Origin of the sequence: Nocardioides lentus, from assembly GCF_039529515.1 — a bacterium.
GTDB classification, from domain to species: Bacteria; Actinomycetota; Actinomycetes; order Propionibacteriales; family Nocardioidaceae; genus Nocardioides; species Nocardioides lentus.
Genome location: NZ_BAAAMY010000006.1, coordinates 149270 through 174455 on the forward strand (window position 1 = coordinate 149270; position 25186 = coordinate 174455).

General features: G+C 75.7%; 24 protein-coding genes. 23 read left to right on the forward strand and 1 reads right to left on the reverse strand.

The features are described 5' to 3' along the window. Positions 1 to 60 precede the first annotated feature (60 nt). The 23 genes from ABD158_RS14065 to ABD158_RS14175 all read left to right on the forward strand — a co-directional run bounded on the left by ABD158_RS14065 (position 61) and on the right by ABD158_RS14175 (position 24440). A complete protein-coding gene (locus ABD158_RS14065) occupies positions 61 to 744 on the forward strand; it encodes a hypothetical protein (RefSeq protein WP_344008229.1) in 684 nt (227 codons plus the stop codon). Positions 745 to 755: 11 nt separating this feature from the next. Next, positions 756 to 3071: an ATP-dependent DNA helicase RecG gene (locus ABD158_RS14070; RefSeq protein ID WP_344008157.1), complete on the forward strand. Its 2316-nt coding sequence runs from the start codon at positions 756 to 758 to the stop codon at positions 3069 to 3071. Beyond that, positions 3068 to 3640, forward strand: a complete 573-nt coding sequence (gene rsmD, locus ABD158_RS14075; protein WP_344008158.1) for a 16S rRNA (guanine(966)-N(2))-methyltransferase RsmD — start codon at positions 3068 to 3070, stop codon at positions 3638 to 3640. The genes ABD158_RS14070 and rsmD overlap by 4 nt, the downstream gene beginning before the upstream one ends. A 12-nt stretch (positions 3641 to 3652) precedes the next feature. Further along, on the forward strand, positions 3653 to 4132 hold the full coding sequence (gene coaD, locus ABD158_RS14080; protein WP_344008160.1) for a pantetheine-phosphate adenylyltransferase: 480 nt from the start codon (positions 3653 to 3655) through the stop codon (positions 4130 to 4132). 75 nt (positions 4133 to 4207) lie between these two features. Further along, positions 4208 to 4804: a YceD family protein gene (locus tag ABD158_RS14085; protein ID WP_344008161.1), complete on the forward strand. Its 597-nt coding sequence runs from the start codon at positions 4208 to 4210 to the stop codon at positions 4802 to 4804. A 65-nt stretch (positions 4805 to 4869) separates the two neighbouring features. Further along, entirely contained in the window at positions 4870 to 5055 is a 186-nt protein-coding gene (gene rpmF / locus ABD158_RS14090) for a 50S ribosomal protein L32 (RefSeq protein ID WP_344008162.1), read from the forward strand. Between the two features lie 11 nt (positions 5056 to 5066). After that, complete coding sequence (gene rnc / locus ABD158_RS14095) at positions 5067 to 5765, forward strand: ribonuclease III (protein ID WP_344008230.1); 699 nt, start codon at positions 5067 to 5069, stop codon at positions 5763 to 5765. A 12-nt stretch (positions 5766 to 5777) separates the two neighbouring features. Further along, a complete protein-coding gene (mutM, locus tag ABD158_RS14100) occupies positions 5778 to 6674 on the forward strand; it encodes a bifunctional DNA-formamidopyrimidine glycosylase/DNA-(apurinic or apyrimidinic site) lyase (RefSeq protein WP_344008163.1) in 897 nt (298 codons plus the stop codon). A 138-nt stretch (positions 6675 to 6812) separates the two neighbouring features. After that, positions 6813 to 7025, forward strand: coding sequence for a hypothetical protein (locus ABD158_RS14105; RefSeq protein ID WP_344008164.1), 213 nt, complete (start codon positions 6813 to 6815; stop codon positions 7023 to 7025). Between the two features lie 66 nt (positions 7026 to 7091). Next, complete coding sequence (locus tag ABD158_RS14110) at positions 7092 to 8471, forward strand: FAD-binding oxidoreductase (protein WP_344008166.1); 1380 nt, start codon at positions 7092 to 7094, stop codon at positions 8469 to 8471. A 190-nt stretch (positions 8472 to 8661) separates the two neighbouring features. Next, complete coding sequence (locus ABD158_RS14115; protein WP_344008167.1) at positions 8662 to 9489, forward strand: type IV toxin-antitoxin system AbiEi family antitoxin domain-containing protein; 828 nt, start codon at positions 8662 to 8664, stop codon at positions 9487 to 9489. A 291-nt stretch (positions 9490 to 9780) separates the two neighbouring features. After that, on the forward strand, positions 9781 to 13362 hold the full coding sequence (gene smc / locus ABD158_RS14120; protein WP_344008168.1) for a chromosome segregation protein SMC: 3582 nt from the start codon (positions 9781 to 9783) through the stop codon (positions 13360 to 13362). Between the two features lie 46 nt (positions 13363 to 13408). Next, positions 13409 to 13540 (forward strand): hypothetical protein, encoded by a 132-nt coding sequence (locus tag ABD158_RS14125; RefSeq protein WP_344008169.1) that lies wholly within the window; start codon positions 13409 to 13411, stop codon positions 13538 to 13540. A 115-nt stretch (positions 13541 to 13655) separates the two neighbouring features. Further along, positions 13656 to 15017 carry a TrpB-like pyridoxal phosphate-dependent enzyme gene (locus ABD158_RS14130; protein ID WP_344008170.1) on the forward strand — a complete coding sequence of 454 codons (1362 nt, stop codon included), beginning with the start codon at positions 13656 to 13658 and terminating at the stop codon, positions 15015 to 15017. After that, complete coding sequence (locus tag ABD158_RS14135; RefSeq protein WP_344008171.1) at positions 15001 to 15498, forward strand: acyl-CoA thioesterase; 498 nt, start codon at positions 15001 to 15003, stop codon at positions 15496 to 15498. Before ABD158_RS14130 ends, ABD158_RS14135 begins: the two co-directional genes overlap by 17 nt. A gap of 153 nt (positions 15499 to 15651) precedes the next feature. After that, the gene (locus ABD158_RS14140; RefSeq protein WP_344008172.1) at positions 15652 to 15861 is read left to right on the forward strand and encodes a hypothetical protein; all 210 of its coding nucleotides are present in this window, start codon (positions 15652 to 15654) and stop codon (positions 15859 to 15861) included. Positions 15862 to 15908: 47 nt separating this feature from the next. Further along, complete coding sequence (gene ftsY / locus ABD158_RS14145) at positions 15909 to 17099, forward strand: signal recognition particle-docking protein FtsY (protein ID WP_344008173.1); 1191 nt, start codon at positions 15909 to 15911, stop codon at positions 17097 to 17099. Between the two features lie 219 nt (positions 17100 to 17318). Beyond that, entirely contained in the window at positions 17319 to 18626 is a 1308-nt protein-coding gene (locus tag ABD158_RS14150) for an ammonium transporter (RefSeq protein WP_344008174.1), read from the forward strand. After that, positions 18623 to 18961 (forward strand): P-II family nitrogen regulator, encoded by a 339-nt coding sequence (locus ABD158_RS14155; RefSeq protein ID WP_344008175.1) that lies wholly within the window; start codon positions 18623 to 18625, stop codon positions 18959 to 18961. Before ABD158_RS14150 ends, ABD158_RS14155 begins: the two co-directional genes overlap by 4 nt. 128 nt (positions 18962 to 19089) lie before the next feature. Beyond that, complete coding sequence (locus ABD158_RS14160) at positions 19090 to 21342, forward strand: [protein-PII] uridylyltransferase (protein WP_344008176.1); 2253 nt, start codon at positions 19090 to 19092, stop codon at positions 21340 to 21342. A gap of 42 nt (positions 21343 to 21384) precedes the next feature. Then, positions 21385 to 22950 carry a signal recognition particle protein gene (gene ffh / locus ABD158_RS14165; RefSeq protein WP_344008177.1) on the forward strand — a complete coding sequence of 522 codons (1566 nt, stop codon included), beginning with the start codon at positions 21385 to 21387 and terminating at the stop codon, positions 22948 to 22950. Between the two features lie 38 nt (positions 22951 to 22988). Continuing rightward, entirely contained in the window at positions 22989 to 23327 is a 339-nt protein-coding gene (locus ABD158_RS14170; protein WP_344008178.1) for a hypothetical protein, read from the forward strand. 39 nt (positions 23328 to 23366) lie between these two features. Further along, positions 23367 to 24440, forward strand: a complete 1074-nt coding sequence (locus ABD158_RS14175; RefSeq protein ID WP_344008180.1) for an amidohydrolase family protein — start codon at positions 23367 to 23369, stop codon at positions 24438 to 24440. Here ABD158_RS14175 and ABD158_RS14180 read toward each other — a convergent pair. Then, a complete protein-coding gene (locus ABD158_RS14180; protein ID WP_344008181.1) occupies positions 24359 to 25054 on the reverse strand; it encodes a hypothetical protein in 696 nt (231 codons plus the stop codon). The genes ABD158_RS14175 and ABD158_RS14180 overlap by 82 nt on opposite strands. Positions 25055 to 25186 lie beyond the last annotated feature (132 nt).

The window sequence follows — 25186 nt, forward strand, 5'->3', positions numbered from 1 at the left end:
TACCCCGACGCGGCCCCGGGCGACGGGTCCGCCGTGCGCACGGGTCGCCGCGTCGTCGCCGTGGCGGCGGGCGAGGGGCTGGCGCGGCTGTTCGGCGAGGCCGGCGCGGTCGTCGTGCCCGGCGGGCCCGGGCGACGACCCTCGGCCGGCGACCTGCTGGCGGCGGTGACCGGCTGCGAGGCCGCGGAGGTCGTGCTCCTGCCCAACGACGCCGACACCGTCGCCACGGCGGAGCTCGCGGCGGGCGAGCTGCGCTCCCGGGCGGCCCGGGCCGGCGACGCCGCGACGACCACCGTCGCGGTCATCCCGACCCGCTCGCAGGTCGAGGGCCTGGCGGCCCTCGCGGTCCACGAGCCGGGCCGCGGGTTCGGGGCCGACGTGCTGGAGATGACGGCGACCGCGCGCCACGTCCGGCAGGGCGCCGTGACCGTCGCGGCGCGGCGGGCCATCACGATGGCCGGCCCCTGCGAGCCCGGTGACGCCCTCGGCGTCGTCGCGGGGGACTTCGCGGTGGTCGGCCAGGACCTCGCGACCGTGGCCCGCGAGGTGGTCGAGCGGCTCCTGGCGGGCGGCGGGGACCTGCTCACCGTGGTGGCGGGCCGCCCCGACCCCGCCACGGGCGCCGACGGGCCTGCGCTCGCCGCCGGGCTCGCGGCGTACGCCGAGGAGGCCCACCCCACCGTCGACGTCGTGGTGTACGACGGGGGCCAGGACCGCTACCCGCTGCTGATCTCCGTCGAGTGAGGGGGGACCCCGTGACCACCAGCGCCCCACCACCCGCCTCCGGGGCCCCGGCCCTCACCCTCGACAGCCCCGTCGCCGCCGTCTTCGGCAAGGCCCACGCCAAGCGCAAGCGCGCCGAGGAGGGCCTCGGGCTGCGCACCCTGGGCGACCTGCTGTGGCACCTGCCGCGCTCCTACGAGGCGGCGGACGAGCCGAGCGACGTGGGCGACCTCAGCGAGGGCCAGGAGGTGAGCGTGGTCGGCCGGGTCATCTCCTGCGAGGTCCGGACCCACGTCGACCGGCGGACCCGCCGCACGGCGTACCGCGTGCAGGTGCGGCTGCAGACGAAGGGCCCGAGCTTCGAGGCGACGTTCTTCGTCGCCAACCCCGGCCACGCGCAGGCCGAGGCCGAGCGGATGCCCGTCGGCTCGCTGGGCGTGTTCACCGGGCGCACCAAGCGGTTCAAGGGCCAGTGGCAGCTCGCGAGCCCCCACAGCTTCATGACCGAGGGCTCCACCCGGCAGGCCGGCGAGGCGCTCGCGGCCAGCGTCAAGGGCCTGATCCCGGTCTACCGCGCCACCAGCGGTCTGGACTCCTTCCAGGTGCTGGCGGCGGTCCACGCCGCGCTCGACCTGCTCGGCGAGGTCCCCGACCCGCTCTCCGCCGAGGACCGCCGCCGGTTCGGGCAGCTCGACCTCACCACGGCGTTCTCCTGGGTCCACGGTCCCGACGACCCCGCCCAGGCCGCCCGCGCCGCCGCACGGCTGCGGTTCACCGAGGCGCTGGTGGCCCAGCTCGTGCTGCTGCGCCGCCGGGCCGCCGCCCGGGAGCGCGGCGCCCGGGCCCGCACGGGGCGACCCGACGGGCTCGCCGACGCCTTCGACGCCCGGCTGCCGTTCACCCTCACCGCGGGCCAGCGGCAGGTGGGCGCCGAGATCGAGGCCGACCTCGCGCAGCCCCACCCGATGAACCGGCTGCTGCAGGGCGAGGTGGGCTCCGGCAAGACGCTGGTCGCCCTGCGCGCGATGCTGCGCGTGGTCGACTCCGGCGGGCAGGCGGCGCTGCTCGCCCCCACCGAGGTGCTGGCCCAGCAGCACCACCGCTCGATCACCGCCATGCTGGGCGACCTGGCCGGGGGAGGGATGCTGGGCGCGAGCGCCGACGCGACCTCCGTCGAGCTGCTCACCGGCTCGATGACCAGGTCGCAGCGTCGCGAGCCGATGCTCCGGGTCGCCTCCGGCGAGGCGGGCATCGTCATCGGCACCCACGCCCTGCTCGAGGACCGGGTCTCCTTCGCCGACCTCGGGCTCGTCGTGGTCGACGAGCAGCACCGCTTCGGCGTCGAGCAGCGGTCGGCGCTGACCGACAAGGCCGGCACGCCGCCGCACGTGCTCGTGATGACCGCGACGCCGATCCCGCGGACCGTCGCCATGACCGTGTTCGGCGACCTCGACACCTCCGTGCTGGGCGAGCTGCCCGCCGGCCGCGCGCCGATCCAGACCAGCGTCGTGCCGGCCTCCGAGGCGCCCCGCTGGCTCGAGCGGGCCTGGCAGCGCGTCCGCGAGGAGGTCGAGGGCGGCCACCAGGTCTACGTCGTGTGCCCCCGGATCACGGGCGACGAGCCGGAGGAGGGCGAGACCGACGCGCTCCAGGGCGACCCCGAGTCCCTCGACGCGCTGCTCGCCGAGGCCGACGGCGCCCGCGACGGCGGGCCCGAGCAGACCGCCAAGGGCCCCGGCCTGGCCGCCGTCGAGGAGGTCCTCGCCGAGCTCGGGGGCGGCCCGCTCGCCGGGCTGCGGCTGGCACCCCTGCACGGGCGGATGCCCCCCGACGTCAAGGACGGCACGATGCGCGCCTTCGCCGCCGGACAGGTCGACGTGCTGGTGTCCACCACGGTGATCGAGGTGGGCGTCGACGTCGCCAACGCCACCACCATGGTCGTCCTCGACGCCGAGCGCTTCGGGGTCTCCCAGCTCCACCAGCTGCGGGGCCGCGTCGGGCGCGGCGGCCTGCCCGGCCTGTGCCTGCTCGTGACCCGCGCGGAGGCCGGCAGCCCGGCGCGCGAGCGGCTGGACGCCGTCGCCGCCACCACCGACGGCTTCGCACTCTCGCGCGTCGACCTCGAGCAGCGCCGCGAGGGCGACGTGCTGGGCCGCAGCCAGTCCGGCTACCGCTCCGGCCTGCGCAGCCTGCGGGTGCTGCGCGACGAGAAGACCATCGTGCGGGCCCGCGAGGCCGCCGAGGAGCTGCTCGCGGAGGACCCCGAACTCGGCTCGCGGTCGATGCTGCGGGCCGAGGTCGAGGACCTCGAGCGCAGCGTCCGCGCCGAGTTCATGGACCGCTCGTGACCCGCCTGATCGGCGGGGCCGCCGGGGGGCGGCGGCTGGCCACGCCGCGCGGCGACGCCACCCGGCCGACCAGCGACCGGGTCCGCGAGGCGCTGTTCTCGGCGCTGGAGGCCGCCACCGGCGGCTTCGACGGGCTGCGCGTGCTCGACCTGTACGCCGGGTCCGGGGCGCTGGGGCTCGAGGCCTGGTCGCGCGGTGCGTCGGCCGTGACCCTCGTCGAGCGCGACCGCGCCACGGCGGGCCTGGTGCGCCGCAACGCCGCCGCCGTCGGCTGCGAGGTCGCCGAGGTCGTCACCGGGGCCGTCGCGACGACCCTGCGCACCCCGCCCGCCGCGCCCTACGACGTGGTGCTCGCGGACCCGCCGTACCCGCTGGGGGAGGAGGCCGTGACCGCGGACCTCGCGGCCCTGGTGGCGCACGGGTGGCTGGACGCCGACGCCGTCGTCGTCCTCGAGCGCTCCGCCCGCGGGCCCGCGCCGACGCTCCCGGCGGGCCTCGAGACCGTCCGGGAGCGCACGTACGGCGAGACCGCGCTGTGGTACCTGCGCCCCGCGCCTCCCGGCCCGTGACAGGCTGAGCGCGTGCACCGCGCCGTCGTCCCCGGGTCGTTCGACCCGGTCACCCTGGGCCACCTCGACGTCGTCCGCCGGGCCGCCCGGCTCTTCGACGAGGTCGTCGTCGCCGTCGGGACCAACCCCTCCAAGAACCGCCTCTTCACCCCCGAGGAGCGGCTGGAGCTGCTGGCCGCCGCGTGCGCGGACCTGCCCGGGGTCCGCGTCGCCGGCTTCACGGGACTGCTCGCCGACTGGTGCGTCGAGCAGGGGGCCGTGGCCGTCGTCAAGGGGGTCCGCGGCGCCGCGGACGTCGGCCACGAGGAGCCGATGGCCCACATGAACGCGCACCTCACCGGCCTCGAGACCGTCCTGCTCCCCGCCGACCCCCGGTGGGCCTTCGTGTCCTCCAGCCTCGTCAAGGAGGTCGCGGCCGGCGGCGGCGACGTGTCGGCGTTCGTCCCCGAGGTCGTCCACGCCGCCCTGCTGTCCCGGCTCGCGGAGCGCTGAGCGCGGGCGGTTTGGTCGCCGTGACGGGCGCCCACTACAGTTGAGCGCTGGATCGACCGTGCCCGGAAGGCAGACGTGACCACCTCCAGCTTGGACCCGCGAGCGCCGCTCGTGCTCGACACGCGCGAGCTCGGCCGACGTCCCGGGACCCAGCGTGAGGTGACGCTGACCGCCCCCGCCCCGGCCGATCTGGGCATCGAAGTCCTCGCCGTCCCCGAGGGGTCGCCGGTCGAGCTGGACCTGCGCCTCGAGGCGGTGATGGAGGGAGTGCTCGTCACCGGCACCGCGCACGCGGCGCTGTCCGGCGAGTGCGTGCGGTGCCTGGAGCCGATCACCGACCCCGAGCGATCGACGGTCGAGGCGAGGTTCCAGGAGCTCTACGTCTACGACGACGAGTCGCAGCGACACGGGCGCACCGCGGACCGACAGCAGGACCTGGACGACGAGACCCACCGGCTCGAGGGCGACCTGCTCGACCTGGAGCCGGTGCTGCGGGACGCGGTGGTCCTGGGACTGCCGTTCCAGCCGCTGTGCTCCGACGACTGCCCCGGACTGTGCGTCGAGTGCGGCGCACGCCTGGCGGACGACCCGGAGCACGACCACGGGGAGCCGGTGGACCCGCGGTGGTCCAAGCTCGCGGCGCTCACGCAGGACCGAACCGACGCAGACTGACACGGACCGGACCCCCGGTCGTGGACCATGGCCGGACCATCCGGCCCAGCACGAGGAGAAGAACAGTGGCTGTCCCGAAGCGGAAGATGTCGCGCAGCAACACCCGGCACCGCCGGTCGCAGTGGAAGGCCGTCGCGCCGACCCTGGTGAGCTGCGCCAACCCCGCCTGCGGTGAGAAGCACCTGCCGCACCGCGCGTGCGGCGCCTGCGGGCAGTACGGCGCCCGCGCCGCCCGTCGCCAGGTCCTCTGAGGCCCGCGACCCTGAACTACAGCGAGCTGCGTGGGGCGCTCGGCGATCCGGTCCTGGACGCCGAGCTCCTCGAGCGCGCCCTCACGCACCGCTCGTACGCCTACGAGCACGGTGGTCTGCCGACCAACGAGCGCCTGGAGTTCCTGGGTGACTCCGTGCTCGGGGTCGTGGTCACCGAGACGCTCTACCTGACCCACCCGGACCTCTCCGAGGGCCGCCTGGCCAAGCTGCGCGCCGCCGTCGTCAACGCACGCGCGCTGGCGGGGGTGGCCCGGGGCATCGGGCTGGGGGAGCACGTCAAGCTGGGCCGCGGCGAGGAGAGCACCGGCGGGCGCGACAAGGCCTCGATCCTCTCCGACACCGTCGAGGCCGTCATCGGCGCGATCCACCTCTCCGGCGGCCTGGAGGTCGCGGCCCAGGTGGTGCACCGGCTCTTCGACCCGCTGATGGCGACCGCGGCCGAGCTCGGCGCGGGCCTCGACTGGAAGACCTCGCTGCAGGAGCTGGCCGCCGAGCACGACCTCGGGGTCCCGGAGTACGTCATCACCGACGAGGGTCCCGACCACGCGAAGACCTTCACCGCCCGCGTGCGGGTCGGCGGCGGTCTGCACGGCCACGGCGTGGGGCGCTCCAAGAAGGAGGCCGAGCAGGCGGCCGCGCAGACGGCGTACGGCGAGATGCTCACCGAGCGCGAGATCACGACGTCCTGAGGCGGTCCTGAGGTGCCCGAGCTCCCCGAGGTGGAGGTCGTCCGCGCCGGCCTCGAGCGGTGGGTCACCGGCGCCGTCGTCGTCGGCGTCGACGTGCTGCACGAGCGTCCCGTGAGGCGCGACCCCCGCGGTCCCGCCGGCTTCGCCGCGGCGCTGACCGGTCGCCGGCTCGGCCCCGCGCGCCGGCGCGGCAAGTACCTCTGGGTGCCGCTCGAGCCCCACGAGGGCGAGGACGGCCCCGGCGACGCGCTGATGGCGCACCTCGGGATGAGCGGGCAGATGCTCGTCGAGGCCCCGGACGCCCCCGACGAGCGCCACCTGCGGGTGCGGATGCGCCTGGAGGGCGCCGCCGACGGCCGCGAGCTGCGCTTCGTCGACCAGCGGATGTTCGGCGGCCTCGCGATCAGCGACGGCGGCGCCGTGGTGCCCCCCGAGATCTCGCACGTCGCCCGCGACCCGCTCGAGGCCGACTTCGACGACGGCGACTGGGTGCGGCGCGTGCGGCGCCGCCACGCGGGGATCAAGCGCCTGCTGCTCGACCAGGGCCTGATCTCCGGCGTCGGCAACATCTACGCCGACGAGTCGCTGTGGCGTGCGCGGCTCCACGGCGAGCGGCCCGGCGACCGGCTGACCCAGACCCGCTGCCGCGAGCTGCTCGGGCACGTGCGGGACGTCATGACCGAGGCGCTGGCCCAGGGCGGCACGTCGTTCGACGCCCTCTACGTCGACGTCAACGGCGCGTCCGGCTACTTCGACCGCTCGTTGGCGGCGTACGGCCAGGAGGGCCGCCCGTGCCAGCGGTGCGGCACCGCGATCCGCCGCGTGGCGTTCACCAACCGCTCCTCGTTCTTCTGCCCGGCGTGCCAGCCGGCGCCGCGGCGGCGTCGTGTCGCCCCGGGCGCCCGGTGAGCGGGGTTTGACCGGCGTCGGCGGCGGGTGTCACTCTGGTCGACGGCCCTCATCGGGGCCCACCACTGCCGTCGGGGGCCACCTGCGTCCGGCGTGCACCACCCGTCACACGCACACCCACGTCCGTCCGGAGGACCCATGGCCAAGGCACTGATCGGTCACCTGGAGCGCGGCTCGCGCCCGTCCGCGCTGCTCGAGGTCGACAACGCGCGCCTGCGCGCCCGGGTCGCCGACCTCGAGGCGCTCGTGCGTCGCCTCGCCGAGGAGAACGACGTCCTCGCCGCCCGCGCCGCCGGGCTCGACGCCCGCCTCGGGCTCCACGCCGCCGACGAGGCGCTGCAGCCCGCCTGAGACCCGCGGGCCCTCGGGCCCGACGGCCGGGTGCCGTCCGTCACACCGCGTGGTTCGATGGACGGCATGGACACCGCCGACCCCACGGCCCCGCTGGACCAGCTGCGGGCTTCCCTGCCCGCCGACGTTGTCGAGACCCGCCCGGACTCGATGGAGGCCTTCCGCCGGGACTGGTCGCGCGACGCCGGCGCCGGCATGCCGCTGGCCGTCGTCCGACCGCGCGACGCCGGCGAGGTCCAGGCCACCGTGCGGTGGGCCGCGGAGCACCGCGTGCCGGTCGTGCCCCGTGGCGCCGGCAGCGGCCTGTCCGGCGGCGCGAGCGCCGTCGGGGGCGGCCTCGTGCTCAGCCTCGACCGCATGCGTGCGATCGACGTCGACGTGGCCACCCAGGTCGCCTACGTCGAGCCGGGCGCGCTGAACGCGGAGGTCAAGGCCGCGGCCGCCGAGCAGGGGCTCTGGTACGCGCCCGACCCCGCGTCGTACGCGATCTCCTCGATCGGCGGCAACGTCGCCACCAACGCGGGCGGCCTGTGCTGCGTCAAGTACGGCGTGACGGCCGACTACGTGCTGGGCATGGACGTGGTCCTGGCCGACGGCCGGCTGGTCACCCTCGGTGGTCCCCGGATCAAGGACGTCGCCGGGCTCAGCCTGGTCCAGCTGTTCGTCGGCAGCGAGGGGATGCTCGGCGTGATCACGCGGGTCGTCCTGCGGCTGCAGCCGCCGCCCCCGACGCCGGCGACCCTGGTCGCGACCTTCCCGACCACGCGCTCGGCCGCCGACGCGGTCGTCGCCATCCGCAGCGCCACCCGGCCCTCGATGCTCGAGCTGATGGACGCGGCCTCGGTCAACGCGGTCGAGGACCACCGCGCGATGGGCCTCGACCGCAGCGCGGGCGCCCTGCTGATCGGACGCTCGGACGCCCCGGGCGCGGCGCGCGCCGACGAGGTCGCGCTGATGGAGAAGGCGTGCGCCGAGGCCGGAGCCGTCGAGGTGTTCGTGACCGAGGACGCCGACGAGGGCGAGATGTTCGCCGAGGCGCGCCGGGCGGCGTTCCCCGCGATCGAGACCCGCGGGTCGGTGATGCTCGAGGACGTCGGCGTCCCGGTCCCGCTGCTGCCCGACCTGCTGACCGCGATCGCCGACGTCGCCGAGCGCCACGACCTCGAGATCCCGACCGTCGCCCACGCCGGGGACGGCAACACCCACCCCATCGTCGTCTTCGACGCCGCCGACCCCGCCTCGGTCGAGCGCGCCCACGCCGCCTTCGCCGAGGTGATGGCGGCCGCCATCGCCCTCGGCGGCACCATCACCGGCGAGCACGGGGTCGGCCGGGCCAAGAAGGCCGCCCTGCCCGACCAGCTGGGCGAGGACGTCATGGACCTCAACCGCCGCGTCAAGGCCGCCCTAGACCCCGCCAACATCCTCAACCCCGGCGCCGTCCTGTAGCCGAGTCGGCAGGTGTGTGCGCCCGGGGTGTGCCGAGTCGGCAGGTGCGTGCGCCCGGGGTGTGCCGAGTCGGCAGGTGTGTGCGCCCGGGGTGTGCCGAGTCGGCGCTCGCGTGCGGTCCCGGGCGTCGTTGTCCACAGGGCGCCGGCTCGTGGGGTACGACGGGGCCCGGCGCGGGCAGCACTCCTCTATGCCGACCGTCGAGACCACGCCGTACCTGCCCGCCTCCTTCCCGCTCCCGCGCGACGAGCCCTTCACCCGGGCCCAGGCCCTGGCGTGCGGGCTGGGGCCGCGCCGCCTGGCGGGGCTCTGCGACCAGGGCCTCCTGCGCCGCCCGGTCCGGGGGGTCTACCTGGCCTCCGAGGCGGGGGACTCGCTGCGGCTGCGGGCCCGCTCGCTCAGCCTCGTGGTGCCCCCGGACGCGGTCGTCTGCGACCGCCACGCCGGGTGGCTCCTCGGTGCCGAGATGGCGCTGGCTCCCGGTGAGCACCTGGCGCTGAGACCGGTCTCGCTCTTCCGCCCCTCCGGTCACGGTCGCGTACGACGGGGTCTCGTCGAGGGCGGCGAGCGCAACCTGCGACCCGAGGACGTCACGACGGTGCACGGCGTCCGGGTCACCACCGCGCTGCGGACCGCCCACGACCTCGGGCGGGTGCGCGACCCCCGCTTCGCGCTGCCCGCCATGGACGCCGTGGCACGCCTGGGGCACTTCGGGCTGCCGGACCTGGTGGCCGGCGTCCCGCGGTTCGCCGGCATGCGGTGGGTCAGCACGCTGCGCGCGATGGCCCCGCTCGTGGACCCCCGGGCCGAGTCGCCGCCGGAGTCGATCCTGCGCATGGAGTGCCTCGACGCCGGTCTCGGCTTCCTCGAGCCCCAGGTGGAGGTCTGGGAGCACGGCGCCCTGGTCGCGCGCCTCGACCTCGGCTGCGCGGACCTGCGTCTCGCGGTCGAGTACGACGGGGAGGACTGGCACTCCAGCCCGGCCCAGCTCGCGCACGACCGGGCCCGACGGACCTAACTCCGCCAGGTCCACGGCTGGGTGGTCGTGGTCGTGCGCAAGGAGCACCTCTTCGGCTCCGAGACCCACCTGCTCGTCCCGATGATCCGCGCCGGCCTCGCCGAGGCCCGCCGGCGTGCCGGTGCCCGGGCCGGGTGAGCGCACGCGAGTGCCGGCTCGACGTCCCCGGGGCGCACGCGAGCGCCGACTCGCGGCTGCTCGGCGCGGGTCGCGGGCGCCGGGGGCGGGCGCCGCTAGGGTGAGCGCGCCGCTTCCCCTGGCCAGATCCGCCCACGCCGGTGAGGAGAGCCCGTGTACCTGAAGAGCCTGACGCTGAAGGGCTTCAAGTCCTTCGCGTCCTCGACGACGCTGCGGCTCGAGCCGGGCATCACCTGCGTGGTGGGACCCAACGGCTCCGGCAAGTCCAACGTGGTCGACGCGCTCGCCTGGGTGATGGGGGAGCAGGGGGCCAAGTCGCTGCGCGGTGGCAAGATGGAGGACGTCATCTTCGCCGGCACCTCCGGGCGCGCCCCGCTCGGTCGCGCCGAGGTGCAGCTGACCATCGACAACACCGACGGCGCGCTGCCGATCGAGTACGCCGAGGTCACGATCAGCCGCACGATGTTCCGCAACGGCGGCTCCGAGTACGCCATCAACGGCCAGGGCTGCCGCCTGCTCGACGTCCAGGAGCTGCTCAGCGACTCCGGCATCGGCCGCGAGATGCACGTCATCGTCGGCCAGGGCCAGCTCGACTCCATCCTGCGGGCGACGCCGGAGGAGCGCCGTGGCTTCATCGAGGAGGCCGCCGGCGTCCTCAAGCACCGCAAGCGCAAGGAGAAGGCGCTCCGCAAGCTCGACGCCTGCGAGGGCAACCTCACCCGGCTCGGTGACCTGCTCGGCGAGATCCGGCGCCAGCTGAAGCCGCTGGGACGCCAGGCCGAGGTCGCCCGCCGGGCCGCCACCGTGCAGGCCGACGTGCGCGACGCCCGCGCGCGCCTGCTCGCCGACGACGTCGTCGCGGCCCGCGACGCCCTGCAGCGCGACCTCGCCGACGAGACCGCGCTCCGGGCCCGCCAGCAGGAGGTCGAGCAGCAGCTGACGGCGGCCCGCGAGGAGGAGGCCCGCCTCGAGGCCGCGCTGCGCGAGGACCTGCCCGCCCTGGCCGCGGCCCAGGAGACCTGGTTCGGGCTCACCGGCCTCGCCGAGCGCCTCCGCGGCACCCGGTCGCTGGCCGCCGAGCGCCTCCGCAGCGCGCGGTCCGGCGCCGGCGGCGAGGAGCGCACCGGGCGCGACCCCGACGAGACCGAGGCCGAGGCGACCCGCGTCCGCGCCCAGGAGCAGGCCATCACCGCGGAGGTCGACGAGCGTCGTACGACGCTCGAGCAGGCCGTCGCCGCCCGCACGGCCGCGGAGGACGAGGCCGCCGCCGAGGACCGTCGCCTCGCCGGTCAGCAGCGCGCCGCGGCCGACCGTCGCGAGGGCCTGGCCCGGCTCCACGGCAAGGTCAACGCGCTGCGATCCCGCGCCGCCGCCGCCGAGGCGGAGGTCGGCCGGCTCTCCGACGCCCGCGCCGAGGCCGAGGCCCGCGCCGAGCGCGCCCAGCGCGACTTCACCGCCCTCGAGACCCGCGTGGCCGGCCTGGACGCGGGGGAGGAGGGCCTGGACGCCGAGCACGAGGACGCCAGCGCCGCCCTCGCCGACGTCGAGGCCCGGCTCGCCGAGGTCGCCTCCCAGGCCGCGCAGGCCGACCGCGACCGCACCGCGCTCGCCGCCCGCAAGGACGCCCTCGAGCTGGGCCTGGCCCGCAAGGACGGCGCGGGTGCGCTGCTCGCCGCGACCGACCAGGTCTCCGGCGTGCTGGGCTCGGTGGCCGCCCTGCTCACGGTCCGACCCGGTCACGAGGCCGCGGTCGCGGCCGCCCTCGGGGCCGCGGCCGACGCGGTCGTCGTCGCCGACCCCGACGCCGCCCTCGCCGCGATGGACCACCTGCGCGCCGCCGACCTCGGACGCGCCGCCATGGTGCTCACCGACCCCGTGGGCGCCGCCGACGACCGGCCCGAGCCGCCCGCCGGCACCACCTGGGCCACCGACGTGGTCGACGGCCCCGACGGCACCGGCCCGGCCCTGCGGCGCCTCCTCGGCGACGTCGTGCTCGTCGCCGACCCCGCCGAGGCGCGGGCCGTCGTCGCCGCCCGTCCCGAGCTGGTCGCGGTCACGGCCGAGGGCGACGTGCTCGGCCGGCACTGGGCCGCGGGCGGCTCCTCGAGCCAGCCCAGCCTGCTGGAGGTGCAGGCGGCCGTCGACGAGGCCTCCGCCCGGCTCGCCGAGGTCACCGCGACCGGTGAGCGCCTCACCTTCGCCACGTCCCGGCTCGAGGCCGAGCAGCTCGAGGCCCGCCAGCGGGTCGACGTCGCCCTCGCCCGCCTGCACGAGTCCGACGCCACCCTCGCCGCCGTCGCCGAGGAGCTCGGCCAGCACGGCTCGGCCGCGCGCGCGGCCCGCGGGGAGGCCGACCGGCTCGCCGCCGCGATCACCGCCGCCGGCCAGGCCCGCGACGCCGACCTCGAGGGACTCGCCGAGCTCGAGTCCCGCCTCGCGCAGGCCGAGGCCGCCCCGGAGGAGGAGCCCGACACGGCGCGCCGGGACGAGCTGGCGACCGCGGCCCGCGCCGCCCGGCAGGACGAGACCGACGCGCGGCTGGCGCTGCGCACGAGCGAGGAGCGGTCCCGCGCCATCCACGGGCGCGCCGACGCGCTGCTCCGGTCCGCCCGGGCCGAGCGCGAGGCCCGCGCCAAGGCCGTCGAGCGGCGCCGGCGCCTCGAGCACCAGGCCCGCGTCGCCGGTGCGGTCGAGCGGACGGCGGACCTCGTGCTCGCCCGCCTGGAGGGCTCCGTGGCCACCGCGGCCGCCGCCCGCGCGGAGGTCGAGGCGGGCCGCGTGGAGCGTGAGACCTCGCTGCGCGAGACCCGCGGCCGGCTCCGTGAGCTGAGCACCCGCGCCGACGAGCTGCGCAGCTCCGCGCACCGCGACGAGATGGCGCGGGCCGAGCAGCGCATGCGTCTCGAGCAGCTCGCCGAGCGCGCCATGGGCGAGATCGGGCTCGACCCCGACGCGCTCGTCGCGGAGTTCGGGCCCCACGTCGCGGTCCCCGTGGCCGGCGGGGACACCACCGCCGGGGGTGAGGAGCAGGACGACCGCGACCCGCCGGACGAGCCCCCCACCACGCCGTACGACCGGGACGAGCAGACCGCACGGCTGCGCCGGGCCGAGCGCGCCCTGGCCCAGCTCGGCAAGGTGAACCCGCTGGCGCTGGAGGAGTTCACCGCGATGGAGGAGCGCCACCGCTTCCTCACCGAGCAGGTGGAGGACCTGCGGCGCACCAAGCAGGACCTCCTGGACATCGTCACGCAGGTCGACGCCCGGGTGGAGCAGGTCTTCACCGAGGCCTGGCACGACGTCGCCGCCGCCTTCGACCACGTCTTCTCCCGGCTGTTCCCCGGCGGGGAGGGCCGGCTGCTGCTCACCGACCCCGACCACATGCTCACCACGGGCGTCGACGTCGAGGCGCGCCCCCCGGGCAAGAAGGTCAAGCGCCTGTCGCTGCTCTCCGGCGGGGAGCGCTCCCTGGTCGCCGTCGCGTTCCTGGTGGCGCTGTTCAAGGCCCGGCCCAGCCCGTTCTACATCCTCGACGAGGTCGAGGCCGCGCTGGACGACACCAACCTCGGCCGGCTGCTCGAGATCTACGAGGAGCTGCGCGAGTCCAGCCAGCTGCTCGTCATCACCCACCAGAAGCGCACGATGGAGGTCGGCGACGCCCTGTACGGCGTGACCATGCGCGGCGACGGCGTCTCCACCGTCATCAGCCAGCGGCTCCGCGAGCCCGAGCCCGCCTGACGGACACCGTGCCCGCGCCGTCGACCGGGGTGGGAGCCTCGGCGCCGTGACCGCCACCACCCGGACCGCCGTCCTGCCCCAGCTCGCGCCCGCCGGCACGCCGGACGCGGGCGCCCGGACGGCCGTGCTCCGGACCCGCGTCCTCGCCCGCTGCCGCCTCGTCCTCGAGCCCGGCTGAGCTCCCGCCGCGCCCCGGGCGACCGGGGCCACCTCACCGACCCGACCCACCGGACACCCGCACCCGCACCCGCCCGACAGACTCACCCCCACCCCCCGTCCCCCGAGGAGTCCCCGTGACCGACGAGCGCAGCACGTTCCTGCTGGACGAGACCCAGATCCCCACGCAGTGGTACAACATCGTGCCGGACCTGCCCGAGCCCCCGCCGCCGCCGCTGCACCCGGGCACGCACGAGCCGGTCGGCCCCGACGACCTGGCCCCCCTGTTCCCGCAGGCGCTCATCGAGCAGGAGATGACGACCGAGCGCTGGGTCGACATCCCCGGCGGCGTCCTGGACGTCTACCGGATCTGGCGGCCCTCGCCGCTGGTGCGCGCGCGGCGCCTCGAGAAGCTGCTCGACACCCCGGCCAAGATCTACTTCAAGTACGAGGGCGTCAGCCCCGCCGGCTCCCACAAGCCCAACACCGCCGTCCCGCAGGCCTGGTACAACCACGCCGAGGGCGTCCAGCGGCTCACCACCGAGACCGGCGCCGGGCAGTGGGGCACCTCGCTGGCCTTCGCCACGGCCCAGTACGGGATGGACTGCGAGGTCTGGCAGGTCCGCAGCAGCTACGACCAGAAGCCCGCCCGCCGCACCATGATGGAGATCTACGGCGCGACGCTCCACGCGAGTCCCTCGGAGCTGACGGAGGCCGGCCGCGGCATCCTCGCGGCCACCCCGGACTCCCCGGGGTCGCTGGGCATCGCGATCTCCGAGGCCGTCGAGGCCGCCGTGGGCCGCGAGGACACCCGCTACGCGCTCGGCAGCGTGCTCAACCACGTCCTGCTGCACCAGACCGTCATCGGCGAGGAGGCGCTGCGCCAGCTCGAGATGGCGGGGGACACCCCCGACGTCCTGGTCGGCTGCACCGGCGGCGGGTCCAACTTCGGCGGGCTGATCTTCCCGTTCCTGCGCGAGAAGCTCGCCGGCCGGATGGATCCCACCATCCGCTGCGTCGAGCCCGCCTCGTGCCCGACCCTGACTCGTGGCGAGTACCGCTACGACTTCGGCGACGCGGTCGGCATGACGCCGCTGATGAAGATGCACACGCTGGGCCACGGCTTCGTGCCCGACCCGATCCACGCCGGCGGCCTGCGCTACCACGGCATGGCGCCCCTGGTCTCCCACGTCTACGAGCTCGGCCTCGCCGAGGCCGAGTCGATCGGGCAGGTCGAGTGCTTCACCGCCGCGCTGATGTTCGCCCGCACCCAGGGCATCGTCCCGGCGCCGGAGCCCACCCACGCGATCGCGGCCGCCATCCGCGAGGCGCAGAAGTGCAAGGAGGAGGGGGTCTCGCGCACGATCCTCACCGCGCTGTGCGGGCACGGCCACCTCGACATGGGCGCGTACGAGTCGTTCCTCGCGGGCCGGATGACCGACCTCGACCTGAGCGACGAGACCATCCGGGAGGCCATGGCCGGTGTGCCCACCCTCTGACCCGGCCTCTGACCCGGCCCCGGCGCGGGCCCCGCGGCCCACGCGTGCCGACTACGCGCACTGGCGCACCGTCACCACCCGGTGGCGCGACGACGACTCCTACCGCCACTTCAACAACGCGACGTACTACGAGCTGGTCGACACCGCGGTCAACGCCTTCCTGATCGAGGCCACCGGCAGCGACCCGCGGGACTGGCCCGAGTTCGGGATCGTCGCCGAGACCGGCTGCCGCTACTTCCGCGAGATCGGCTTCCCCGCGCCGGTCGACGTGGGGCTCGTCTTCGAGCGCCTCGGGCGGTCCTCGGTGACCTACCGGATCGGGATGTTCCAGGGGGGCAGCGGCGCCGAGGACGACGAGGCGGCCGCCGAGGCCCGCTTCGTGCAGGTGTACGTCGAGCGCGAGCGGCAGGGCGTTGGCCGCGCGGTCGTCGGCGTGCCGGACCGCGTGCGGACCGCCGTGGAGCCCCTCCTGCGGTCCTGACCGGGCCCCCTCCCCGGCCCCGCGGGGCCCCGGGGAGGGGGCCTCCGGGTGCTCCGCCGACGACGTTTCACGGACAGTCACACCGCTGTGTTTCACTGGTGTGAGTCAGGGGCCAGGGGGGCCTCGGGCATGCGTTCCGTGAAGGGTTCTGCTGTGTTGTTCATCGTCACCGCGATGTTCTTGATCCTCGTCCTCGCCACCGCCGTGGTGGTCTTCGTCGCCTACCCCTACCGGGGCTCCGAGGTGCCGGGCGCGCCCTGGTTCGGGGAGGCCGTCGAGCGCTGGTCGCAGCGCCTGCGCCCGCTCGACGAGGACGAGCAGCGCGAGCTGCGCGCCGCCGCGCGCGACCGCGCCCGCGACTGACCGGCGGCCCGGGGCGCGCACCCGGGCTTCTGGTTGGATCACTTCCCATGGGTTACTTCGCTGACTGGGTGCTGCTCGTCGTCGGCCTCCTCCTGGTGGCCGTCGTCTCCGGCGTCGCGCTGCTCTCCGGGAGCCGTCGCCGGCGCGACGGCGACACGGACGAGGTCGCGCCGCCCTCCGGCGGCACCGACGTCCTGGCGCCCGAGCGCGACGACACCCGGCAGGACGCCCCGTCGGCCCCGCCTCGCACCGTCGAGCCGGACGCCCCGGCGGCGCCCGTCGAGCCCGAGGCCCCGGCCGCGCCCGAGGTCGACAGGCCCGAGAGCGCGGCGTCCCGGCTGGTCCGGCTGCGGCAGCGGCTCTCGCGCTCCCAGGGGGCGCTCGGCAAGGGCCTGCTCGCGCTGCTCTCCCGCGACCGCCTCGACGAGGACACGTGGGAGGACATCGAGGACACCCTGCTCGCCGCCGACATCGGCGTCGCGCCCACCCAGGAGCTGGTCGAGCGGCTGCGCACCCGGCTGCGCGTCGAGGGCTCCGGCGCCGCCGACGTGCGCGCCGTCCTGAAGGAGGAGCTCCTCGCCCTCGTCGACCCGGGCATGGACCGCCGCCTCGCGGTCTCCGGGGAGGACGGCCAGCCCGGCGTCGTCCTCGTGGTCGGCGTCAACGGGGCCGGCAAGACGACGACGGTCGGCAAGATCGCCCGGATCCTGCGGTCCGAGGACCTCGCGGTCGTCATGGGCGCCGCGGACACGTTCCGCGCCGCCGCCGTCGAGCAGCTGGCCACCTGGGGTGAGCGCGTCGACGTCGAGGTCGTCCGCGGGCCCGAGGGCACCGACCCGGCCAGCGTCGCGTTCGAGGCGGTGCGCACCGCCAAGGAGAAGGGTGTCGACACCGTCCTCGTCGACACCGCGGGCCGGCTGCAGAACAAGGCGGGGCTCATGGACGAGCTCGGCAAGGTCAAGCGGGTCATCGAGAAGCAGGCCCCGGTCACCGAGGTCCTCCTCGTCCTCGACGCCACCACCGGGCAGAACGGCATGGTCCAGGCCCGGGTCTTCTCCGAGGTCGTCGACGTGACCGGCATCGTGCTGACCAAGCTCGACGGCTCCGCGAAGGGCGGCATCGTCGTCGCCGTCCAGCGCGAGCTGGGCGTCCCGGTCAAGCTCGTGGGCCTCGGCGAGGGGGCCGACGACCTCGCGCCCTTCGACGCCGAGGCGTTCACCGAGGCCCTCCTCGGCTGAGCCCGCTCCCGCGGCGGGGGCCCGCGGGTGCGGTTAACACGCTCGTAACACCGGGCCGTGAGGTGTTTCCCGACCGAAACACCCGCCGGACCCGAGCGAAACCTCCGGAGCCGAGAGTCGGGGACACGTCGGGCGGAGCGCGGCGACAGCGACGTCGCCGCCTCCCGCCCTCTCCCGCACCCGCTCCCTGGAGGTCCCGTGGCTGGGTATCACGCCTTCATGCTCGTCGCGACAGCGTTCGTCATGATGATGACCGTGCCGGCGCTCGCGCTGTTCTACGGCGGCATGTCCCGTTCCAAGTCCGTGCTCAACATGATGATGATGTCGTTCGTCGCGGCGGCCATCGTCGGTCCGCTCTACGTCCTGGTCGGCTGGTCGATCGGCTGGTCCGAGGGCAACCCGATCTTCGGCAACCCGTTCGACCAGTTCCTGCTGGAGGGCGTGACCACCGACGCCTACGTCGGCATGGCCTTCCAGATGACCTTCGCGGTCATCACCGCCGCGCTGATCAGCGGTGCGCTCGAGGGCCGCATGAAGTTCTCCGCCTGGGTGCTGTTCGTCCCGATCTGGGCCGTGCTCGTCTACTTCCCGATGGCCTACATGGTCTTCGGCTGCCAGGACAACTCCCTGATCTGCGGCCAGATCGGGGCGCAGGACTACGCCGGCGGCACCGCCGTCCACATCAACGCGGGCATCGCGGCCCTCGTCCTCGTCCTGCTGCTCGGCAAGCGCCGCGGCTGGCCGAAGGAGACGATGCGGCCCCACAACCTGACGCTGACGATGCTCGGCGCGGGCCTGCTGTGGATGGGCTGGTACGGCTTCAACGTCGGGTCGATCGTCTTCGCCGACGGCTACGACGAGGCGCAGTTCCTCTCCGAGACCGGCCGCACCTTCGCCAACACCACCCTCGCCGCCATGACCGCGATCCTCGGCTGGCTGCTCATCGAGCGGATGATCTCGGGCAAGGCCACCACCCTCGGCGCGGCGTCCGGCATCGTGGCGGGCCTCGTGGCCATCACCCCGGCCGCCGGCGCGGTCGACATCGGTGGCGCCATGGCCATCGGCGTGATCGCGGGCGGCGTCTGCGCCGTCGCGGTGGGCTGGAAGTACAAGCTGGGCTACGACGACTCCCTCGACGTCGTGGGCGTCCACCTCGTCGGCGGCGTCATCGGCACCGTCCTGATCGGGCTGTTCTCCACCGCCGACGGCGCCGGCGGCGTCGACGGGCTGTTCTACGGTGGCGGCGTGGACTCGCTGGTCGACCAGGTGCTGGGCGTGCTCGTCGCGGTCGTCTACGTGGGTGTCCTGACCCTCGTCATCGGCCTGGCGATCAAGTTCACGATCGGGCTGCGCGTCGACGACGAGGACGAGGCCACCGGCATCGACCTGGTCGCCCACGGCGAGAGCGCCTACGACCTGCACACCGGTCTCGGCGGCGGCGTCTCCTCGGGGCTCGCCTCCAACGCCCCGATCAAGCCCGAGGCCTCCACCCGGGCCCCCTCCACCACGAAGGAGAACCACGCGTGAAGCTCGTGACCGCGGTGATCAAGCCGCACAAGTGGGAAGAGGTCCGGGAGGCGCTCGAGACCTTCGGCGTGACCGGCATGACCGTCAGCGAGGTCAGCGGCTACGGCCGGCAGAAGGGCCACACCGAGGTCTACCGCGGCGCGGAGTACGACATCGCGCTCGTGCCCAAGCTGCGCATCGAGATCGTGGTGGAGGACTCCGACGCCGACGACATCGTCGGGATCGTGGTCCGCACCGCGCAGACCGGGCGCATCGGCGACGGCAAGGTCTGGGTCAGCGGCGTCGACACGGTCGTGCGGGTCCGCACCGGCGACCGCGACACCGCCGCCATCTGAGCCCCGCACGCACACCCCCACCACGTGCCCCGCCCCGCTTCGGCGCGGCGGGGCACGTCGGTGTCCGGCCGCCCCCCGGCACCGGCGCCGCGGCGGGGGACGGGCACGAACCGAGAGGAGCCAGGGCGATGACCGCTGCCGACCGCGCCGCCCGCAGCGAGGCCGCCGACCGCCTGTGCGCCGCGGCGTACGACGAGGCGCAGGGCCCGGCGACCGGGGTCGCCCTCGTCGCCGTCGGCGGCTACGGGCGCGGCGAGCTGGCCCCGTGCTCCGACCTGGACGTCGTCCTGGTCCACGACGACGACGTGGACGACAGCGTGCTGGCGCCGGTGCTCGAGCGCCTCTGGTACCCGCTGTGGGACTCCGGGAGCCGCGTCGACCACGCGGTGCGCTCGGCGGCGGAGATGACCGACACGGCCGCCGAGGACCTGAAGGTGATGCTCGGCCACCTCGACCTGCGCCACCTGGCCGGGGACCCGCACCTCACGCTGCGGCTGCGCTCGCAGCAGCTCGGCCAGTGGCGCCGCGACGCCCGTCGGCGCCTGCCCGCGCTGCGCGACCTCGTCCGCTCCCGCCACCACGTCACCGGTGAGCTCGCCCACGCCTCGGTGCCCGACCTCAAGGAGTCCCAGGGCGGGCTGCGGGACGCCACCGTGCTGCGGGCGCTGGTCGCGACCTGGCTCGTCGACGTGCCCCAGGGGGCGGCCGAGAGCGCCCGGCTCGACCTGCTCGACGTCCGCGACGCCCTCCACGAGCTGACCGGCCGGCCGGGGGACCGGATCGCCCCCGAGACCTGGGAGCCGCTGGCCGAGCGTCTGGGGCTGGCCGACGGCCTCGCCGCCCAGCGCCACGTGCGCACCCTCGGCCGCCGTCTCACCCACGTGTCGCGGCTGACCTGGCGCCGCGTGGACGCCGTGCTCGCCGGCCCCGCCGTGCGCGGGGTCCGCCGTCCCGGGCTGGTCCGGCTGGCCCCGGGCGTCGCCCTGGCCGGCGGCGAGGTGGTGCTGGACCGCTCCGCCCGTCCCGCCGCCGACCCGGCGCTGCTGCTGCGGGCCTGCGCCGAGGCCGCGGAGCGGGAGCTCCCGCTGGCGCCCGCCACCGCGGCGCGCCTGGCCCGCGAGGGGGCGCCGCTGGGGGAGCGGTGGCCCGACGAGGCGCGCCGGCTGCTGGTGCGCCTGCTCGCCGCCGGACCCGGGCTGCTGCCGGTCTGGGAGACGCTGGAGGAGACCGGGGCCCTCGACGCGGTGCTGCCGGAGTGGGAGCGGATCCGGCTGTTCCCGCACGCCTCGCCGGTCCACCGCTTCACCGTCGACCGCCACGTCGTCGAGACCTGCGTGGCGGCCGCCGGCCTGATCCGGACCGTGGCCCGCCCCGACGTCCTCGCCGTCGCCGCCCTGCTGCACGACATCGGCAAGGGCGGGTACGGCGACCACAGCGTCGAGGGCGAGCCGATCGCCCGCGCCGCGGCCACCCGGATGGGCTTCGACGCCGACGAGGTCGACCTGATCGGCACTCTGGTGCGCCACCACCTGCTGCTGGCCGAGACGGCCACCAGCCGCGACCCCGACGACCCGGTCACCGTCGCCGCCGTCGCGGACGCCGTCCGCACCCCCGACGCGCTGAGCCTGCTCGTCGCGCTGACCGAGGCCGACGCCCGGGCGGCCTCGCCGAAGGCGTGGTCGACGTGGCGGGCGGGGCTGGTGCGCCGGCTGGCCGACCGGGTGCTGGCCGCCCTGGTGGCCCGCGCAGCCGGGGTCTCCGCGCCGCGTGTCGCCGACGAGGAGGTGCCGGTGCCCGACGCCGTACGTGCCGACCCCCGCCGGGCGTCGTTCACCGTGACCCCGACGCCGGACGGCGCCCGGGTCACCGCCGTGTCCGGCGACCGCGTCGGCCTGCTCGCCGACGTGTCCGCGGTGCTGGCGCTGCAGCGGGCGTCGGTGCGGGCCGCGCGCGCCTGGTCGCAGGAGTCCGCCGGGGTCCCGCTCGGCGTCTCCGCCTGGGACGTCGCCGACCCCGACCTCGACCCGGCCGTGCTGCGCCAGCGGTTCGAGGCGCTCGTCGACGGCCGCGTCGAGACCGGCCGCCGCCTCGCGCTGACCTCCGCCCCGGGGGACCTGCCGCCGAGCGTGGAGGTGCACCACGAGGCCTCCCGGACCGCCACCGTGCTCGAGGTCCGCGCGACCGACCGGCCCACGGTCGTCCACCACGTCTGCGCCGCGCTCGCGCGCCTCGACATCGTGGTCCGCTCCGCCCACGTCGACACCCTCGGGCCGCAGGCGGTCGACGTGTTCTACCTGCAGGAGGCCTCCGCCGGCGCCCTGCCGGACGAGCGCGCCGCAGAGGCCGCCCACGCCGTCCGGGCGGTCCTGACCGGCGGCTAGGGTGGATCGACTGCCCGACCCCGAGCCAGCAGGGACCACGACGTGTTCGCCACCCTCTCCGACCGCCTCGCCGACACCTTCAAGAACCTCCGCGGCAAGGGCCGCCTGTCCGAGGCCGACATCGACGCCACGGCGCGCGAGATCCGCATCGCGCTGCTGGAGGCCGACGTCGCGCTGCCCGTGGTCAAGGAGTTCACCCGGGCGGTGAAGGAGCGGGCCCGCGGCGCGGAGGTCAGCGGGGCCCTGAACCCGGCCCAGCAGGTCGTCAAGATCGTCAACGAGGAGCTCGTGGCGATCCTCGGCGGCGAGACCCGCCGCCTGCGCTACGCCAAGTCGGGGCCGACGGTGATCCTGCTCGCCGGCCTCCAGGGTGCCGGCAAGACCACGCTGGCGGCCAAGCTCGCGAAGTGGCTCAAGGACCAGGGCAAGAGCCCCGTCCTCGTGGCCTGCGACCTGCAGCGACCCAACGCCGTCCAGCAGCTGCAGGTCAACGGCGAGCGGGTCGGCGTCCCGGTCTTCGCGCCGGAGCCCGGCAACGGCACCGGCGACCCGGTGGCCGTCGCGACCGCGTCCCTCGAGCACGCCCGGCGGACCCTCCACGACGTGGTCATCGTCGACACCGCCGGCCGTCTCGGCGTCGACGCCGAGATGATGCAGCAGGCCGCCGACATCCGCGACGCCGTCCGGCCCGACGAGGTGCTCTTCGTCGTCGACGCCATGATCGGCCAGGACGCGGTCTCCACGGCGCAGGCCTTCCTCGACGGCGTGGGCTTCGACGGCGTCGTGCTCACCAAGCTCGACGGCGACGCCCGCGGTGGCGCCGCCCTGTCGATCCGCGGCATCACCGACCGGCCGGTCATGTTCGCCTCCTCGGGCGAGAAGATGACCGACTTCGACGTCTTCCACCCCGACCGCATGGCCTCGCGCATCCTCGACATGGGTGACGTGATGACCCTGATCGAGCAGGCCGAGAAGGCCTTCGACTCCGAGAAGGCCCTGAAGGCCGCGGAGAAGCTGGGCAGCGGCGGGGACTTCACGCTCGACGACTTCCTCGAGCAGATGCAGCAGGTCCGCAAGCTCGGCTCGCTGTCCTCGATCCTCGGGATGCTCCCCGGCATGGGCCAGATGCGCGAGCAGCTCGCCGACTTCGACGAGCGCTCCATCGACCGCATCCAGGCCGTCATCCAGTCGATGACCCCGGCGGAGCGGGCCGACCCGACCATCATCAACGGCTCGCGTCGCGCCCGGATCGCGAAGGGGTGCGGGCAGACCGTCTCCGACGTCAACCAGCTCGTCGACCGGTTCTTCGAGGCGCGCAAGATGATGCAGCAGATGGCGCGCGGCGGCGGGATCCCCGGCATGCCGGGCATGCCCGGCATGCCCGGCATGGGCGGCGGCAAGCGGGGCAAGGCGCGCCAGCAGGTCAAGAAGGGCAAGCCGCGCCGGTCCGGCAACCCCGCGAAGGCGGCCCAGGCCAAGCCCGCCGCCGCGCCCGCGGGCGCGGGCGGCGCCTCGCCGTTCGGCCGCCCCGACGGCGAGCCGGTGGACTACCAGAAGGCCGCCGCCGAGCTGGACCTGCCCGACGACCTGAAGAAGTTCCTGCGCTGAGCGCGCCCGGCACGGTCCTGGTCGTCGACGCGGCCAACGTGGTCGGCGCGCGCGCCGACGGGTGGTGGCGCGACCGCGCGGGCGCGGCCCGGCGCCTCCACGAGGCGCTGATGACCGCGGACGTCCCGCAGGCCGCCGTGGTCCTCGTGCTCGAGGGCGGGGCCAAGGGCGGGGTGCGGGCCGGGCGGGACGCCCACGTCCGCACCGTCCACGCCGCCCGCGACGGCGACGCCGAGATCGTCGCCCAGGCCCAGGCGGCCGTCGACGCGGGAGCACGCACGACCGTCGTTACCGCCGACCGCGTCCTGCAGGGCCGCGTCCTGGCCGTCGGTGCCGAGTACGTCGGCCCCACCTGGCTGCTCGCACTGCTCGACTGAGCGGCGCGCCCGGGTCGCGATGGCCTAGGTTCAGCGGGCATGAGCGCAGCACTGAGGATCGCCGGCCCCGTCCTGCCCGACGGCGAGGTCCGCGAGCTGTACGTCGTGGACGGGCGGGTCACCTACGAGCGCCAGCCCGGCGCCGAGACCCTCGCCGAGGGCTGGGTCGTGCCGGGCCTGGTCGACGCCCACTGCCACCTCGGTCTCGACGACGACGGGCCGGTGGGCCCGGCCGAGGTCGAGGAGCAGGCGGTCGCGGACCGCGACGGCGGCGCCCTGCTGATCCGCGACTGCGGGTCGGCGGCGGACACCCGCTGGGTGCAGGAGCGCGACGACCTGCCGCGGCTGATCCGCTGCGGGCGCCACCTCGCGGCCCACCGGCGCTACATCCGCGGCTACGCCCACGAGGTCGAGCCGGCCGAGCTGGCGGCGTACGCCGCGGCCGAGGCGCGGCGCGGCGACGGCTGGGTCAAGCTGGTCGGCGACTGGATCGACCGTGGGGAGGGCGACCTCGCGCCGTCGTTCCCCGCGGCGGCCTTCGCCGCCGCCATCGACGCCGCCCACGCCGAGGGCGCGAAGGTGACCGCGCACTGCTTCGGTCGCGACGTCCTGCCCGGCCTGATCGACGCCGGCATCGACTGCCTCGAGCACGGCACCGGGCTCACGGAGGACCTCGTCGAGGCGATGGTCGCCCACGGCACCGCCCTCGTGCCGACCGTCATGCAGCTCGACAAGTTCCCCGAGCACGCCGCGGCGGGCGCCGAGCGCTTCCCCGACTACGCCGCCACGATGGCCGACCTCTACGAGCGGATGCCCGCGACCCTCATGGCCGCGCACGAGGCCGGTGTGCCGCTCTACGCCGGCTCCGACGGCGGGGGCATCAGCCGGCACGGCAACCTTGCCGGCGAGGTCGTCGCGCTGCACCGCATCGGCCTGAGCCCTCACGACGCGCTGGGCGCGGCCAGCTGGCGGGCCCGAGCCTGGCTGGGCCACCCCGGGCTCGAGGAGGGGGCGCCGGCGGACCTCGTGGTCTACCCGGCCGACCCGCTCGCCGACCTGTCCGTGCTGGCGTCGCCGTCGCGGGTGGTGCTCCGCGGCGCGCCGGTCGCGTAGAGCACCGCCACCAGGGCCAGGACGACGACGCCCAGCAGCGCCAGCCCGATCCCGCCCACCGTCGACAGCACCCCTCCGACGATCGGCCCGGGCCCGCCGGGGTCCGGCGAGACCCGGACCTCGAGGCCCTCGGCCCCGGTGCAGGTCAGCTCGAGCGAGGCGCCCGTCGGTGCGACGACGGCCCAGCCCACCCAGGAGCCGCCGGCGTCGCCGTAGGTGACCCGGCCGGAGGGCGGCTCGAGGGCCAGCTCCGCCCCGTCGTCGTCACGGACCGCGCAGTCGGGTGCCGGGGAGCCCTCGGGGTGCATGAGCAGGCGGTCCCGCGATCCGTCGAGCGTGACCTGGTGGGGCGCGCCGTCGACGGGCACGACGCCGTCGACGTCCGTCGCGGCCCCCAGTGTCGTGACGAAGCCACCCACCGCCAGGACGATCCCCACCAGCACCATGACCGCTGGCAGCGCGCACCAGGCCGCCCGCGGCCGGCGGCGGCGCGCCGCCGGCGGCCCGTACGGCGGTCCCGGCGGCGCGCCGTACGGCGGGCCCGGCGGGGGGCCCGGCGGCGGGCCGTGGGGCGGGCCGTGGGGTGGGGGAGGCGGTCCCGGAGGATGGCTCATGGCCGTCAGGATGCCCGGCCCGGCCTGATTCACACCCGGTCGCCGGTGCGTGGCACACTTGCCGGTCGAGCGCCGTGCGCCTCGGGCCCTCTCACCCGACGCCGCCGCTCCCGCCGAGGACCACCGCCCGGA

Excerpts from the sequence above, each read along its gene's own strand:
- ABD158_RS14150 (WP_344008174.1), top strand. The coding sequence starts at position 17,319 with ATGCTCGTCGCGACAGCGTTCGTCATGATGATGACCGTGCCGGCGCTC.
- ABD158_RS14180 (WP_344008181.1), bottom strand. The coding sequence starts at position 25,054 with ATGAGCCATCCTCCGGGACCGCCTCCCCCACCCCACGGCCCGCCCCAC.
- ABD158_RS14115 (WP_344008167.1), top strand. The coding sequence starts at position 8,662 with ATGCCGACCGTCGAGACCACGCCGTACCTGCCCGCCTCCTTCCCGCTC.
- ABD158_RS14160 (WP_344008176.1), top strand. The coding sequence starts at position 19,090 with ATGACCGCTGCCGACCGCGCCGCCCGCAGCGAGGCCGCCGACCGCCTG.
- ABD158_RS14175 (WP_344008180.1), top strand. The coding sequence starts at position 23,367 with ATGAGCGCAGCACTGAGGATCGCCGGCCCCGTCCTGCCCGACGGCGAG.
- ABD158_RS14110 (WP_344008166.1), top strand. The coding sequence starts at position 7,092 with ATGGACACCGCCGACCCCACGGCCCCGCTGGACCAGCTGCGGGCTTCC.
- ftsY (WP_344008173.1), top strand. The coding sequence starts at position 15,909 with ATGGGTTACTTCGCTGACTGGGTGCTGCTCGTCGTCGGCCTCCTCCTG.
- ABD158_RS14105 (WP_344008164.1), top strand. The coding sequence starts at position 6,813 with ATGGCCAAGGCACTGATCGGTCACCTGGAGCGCGGCTCGCGCCCGTCC.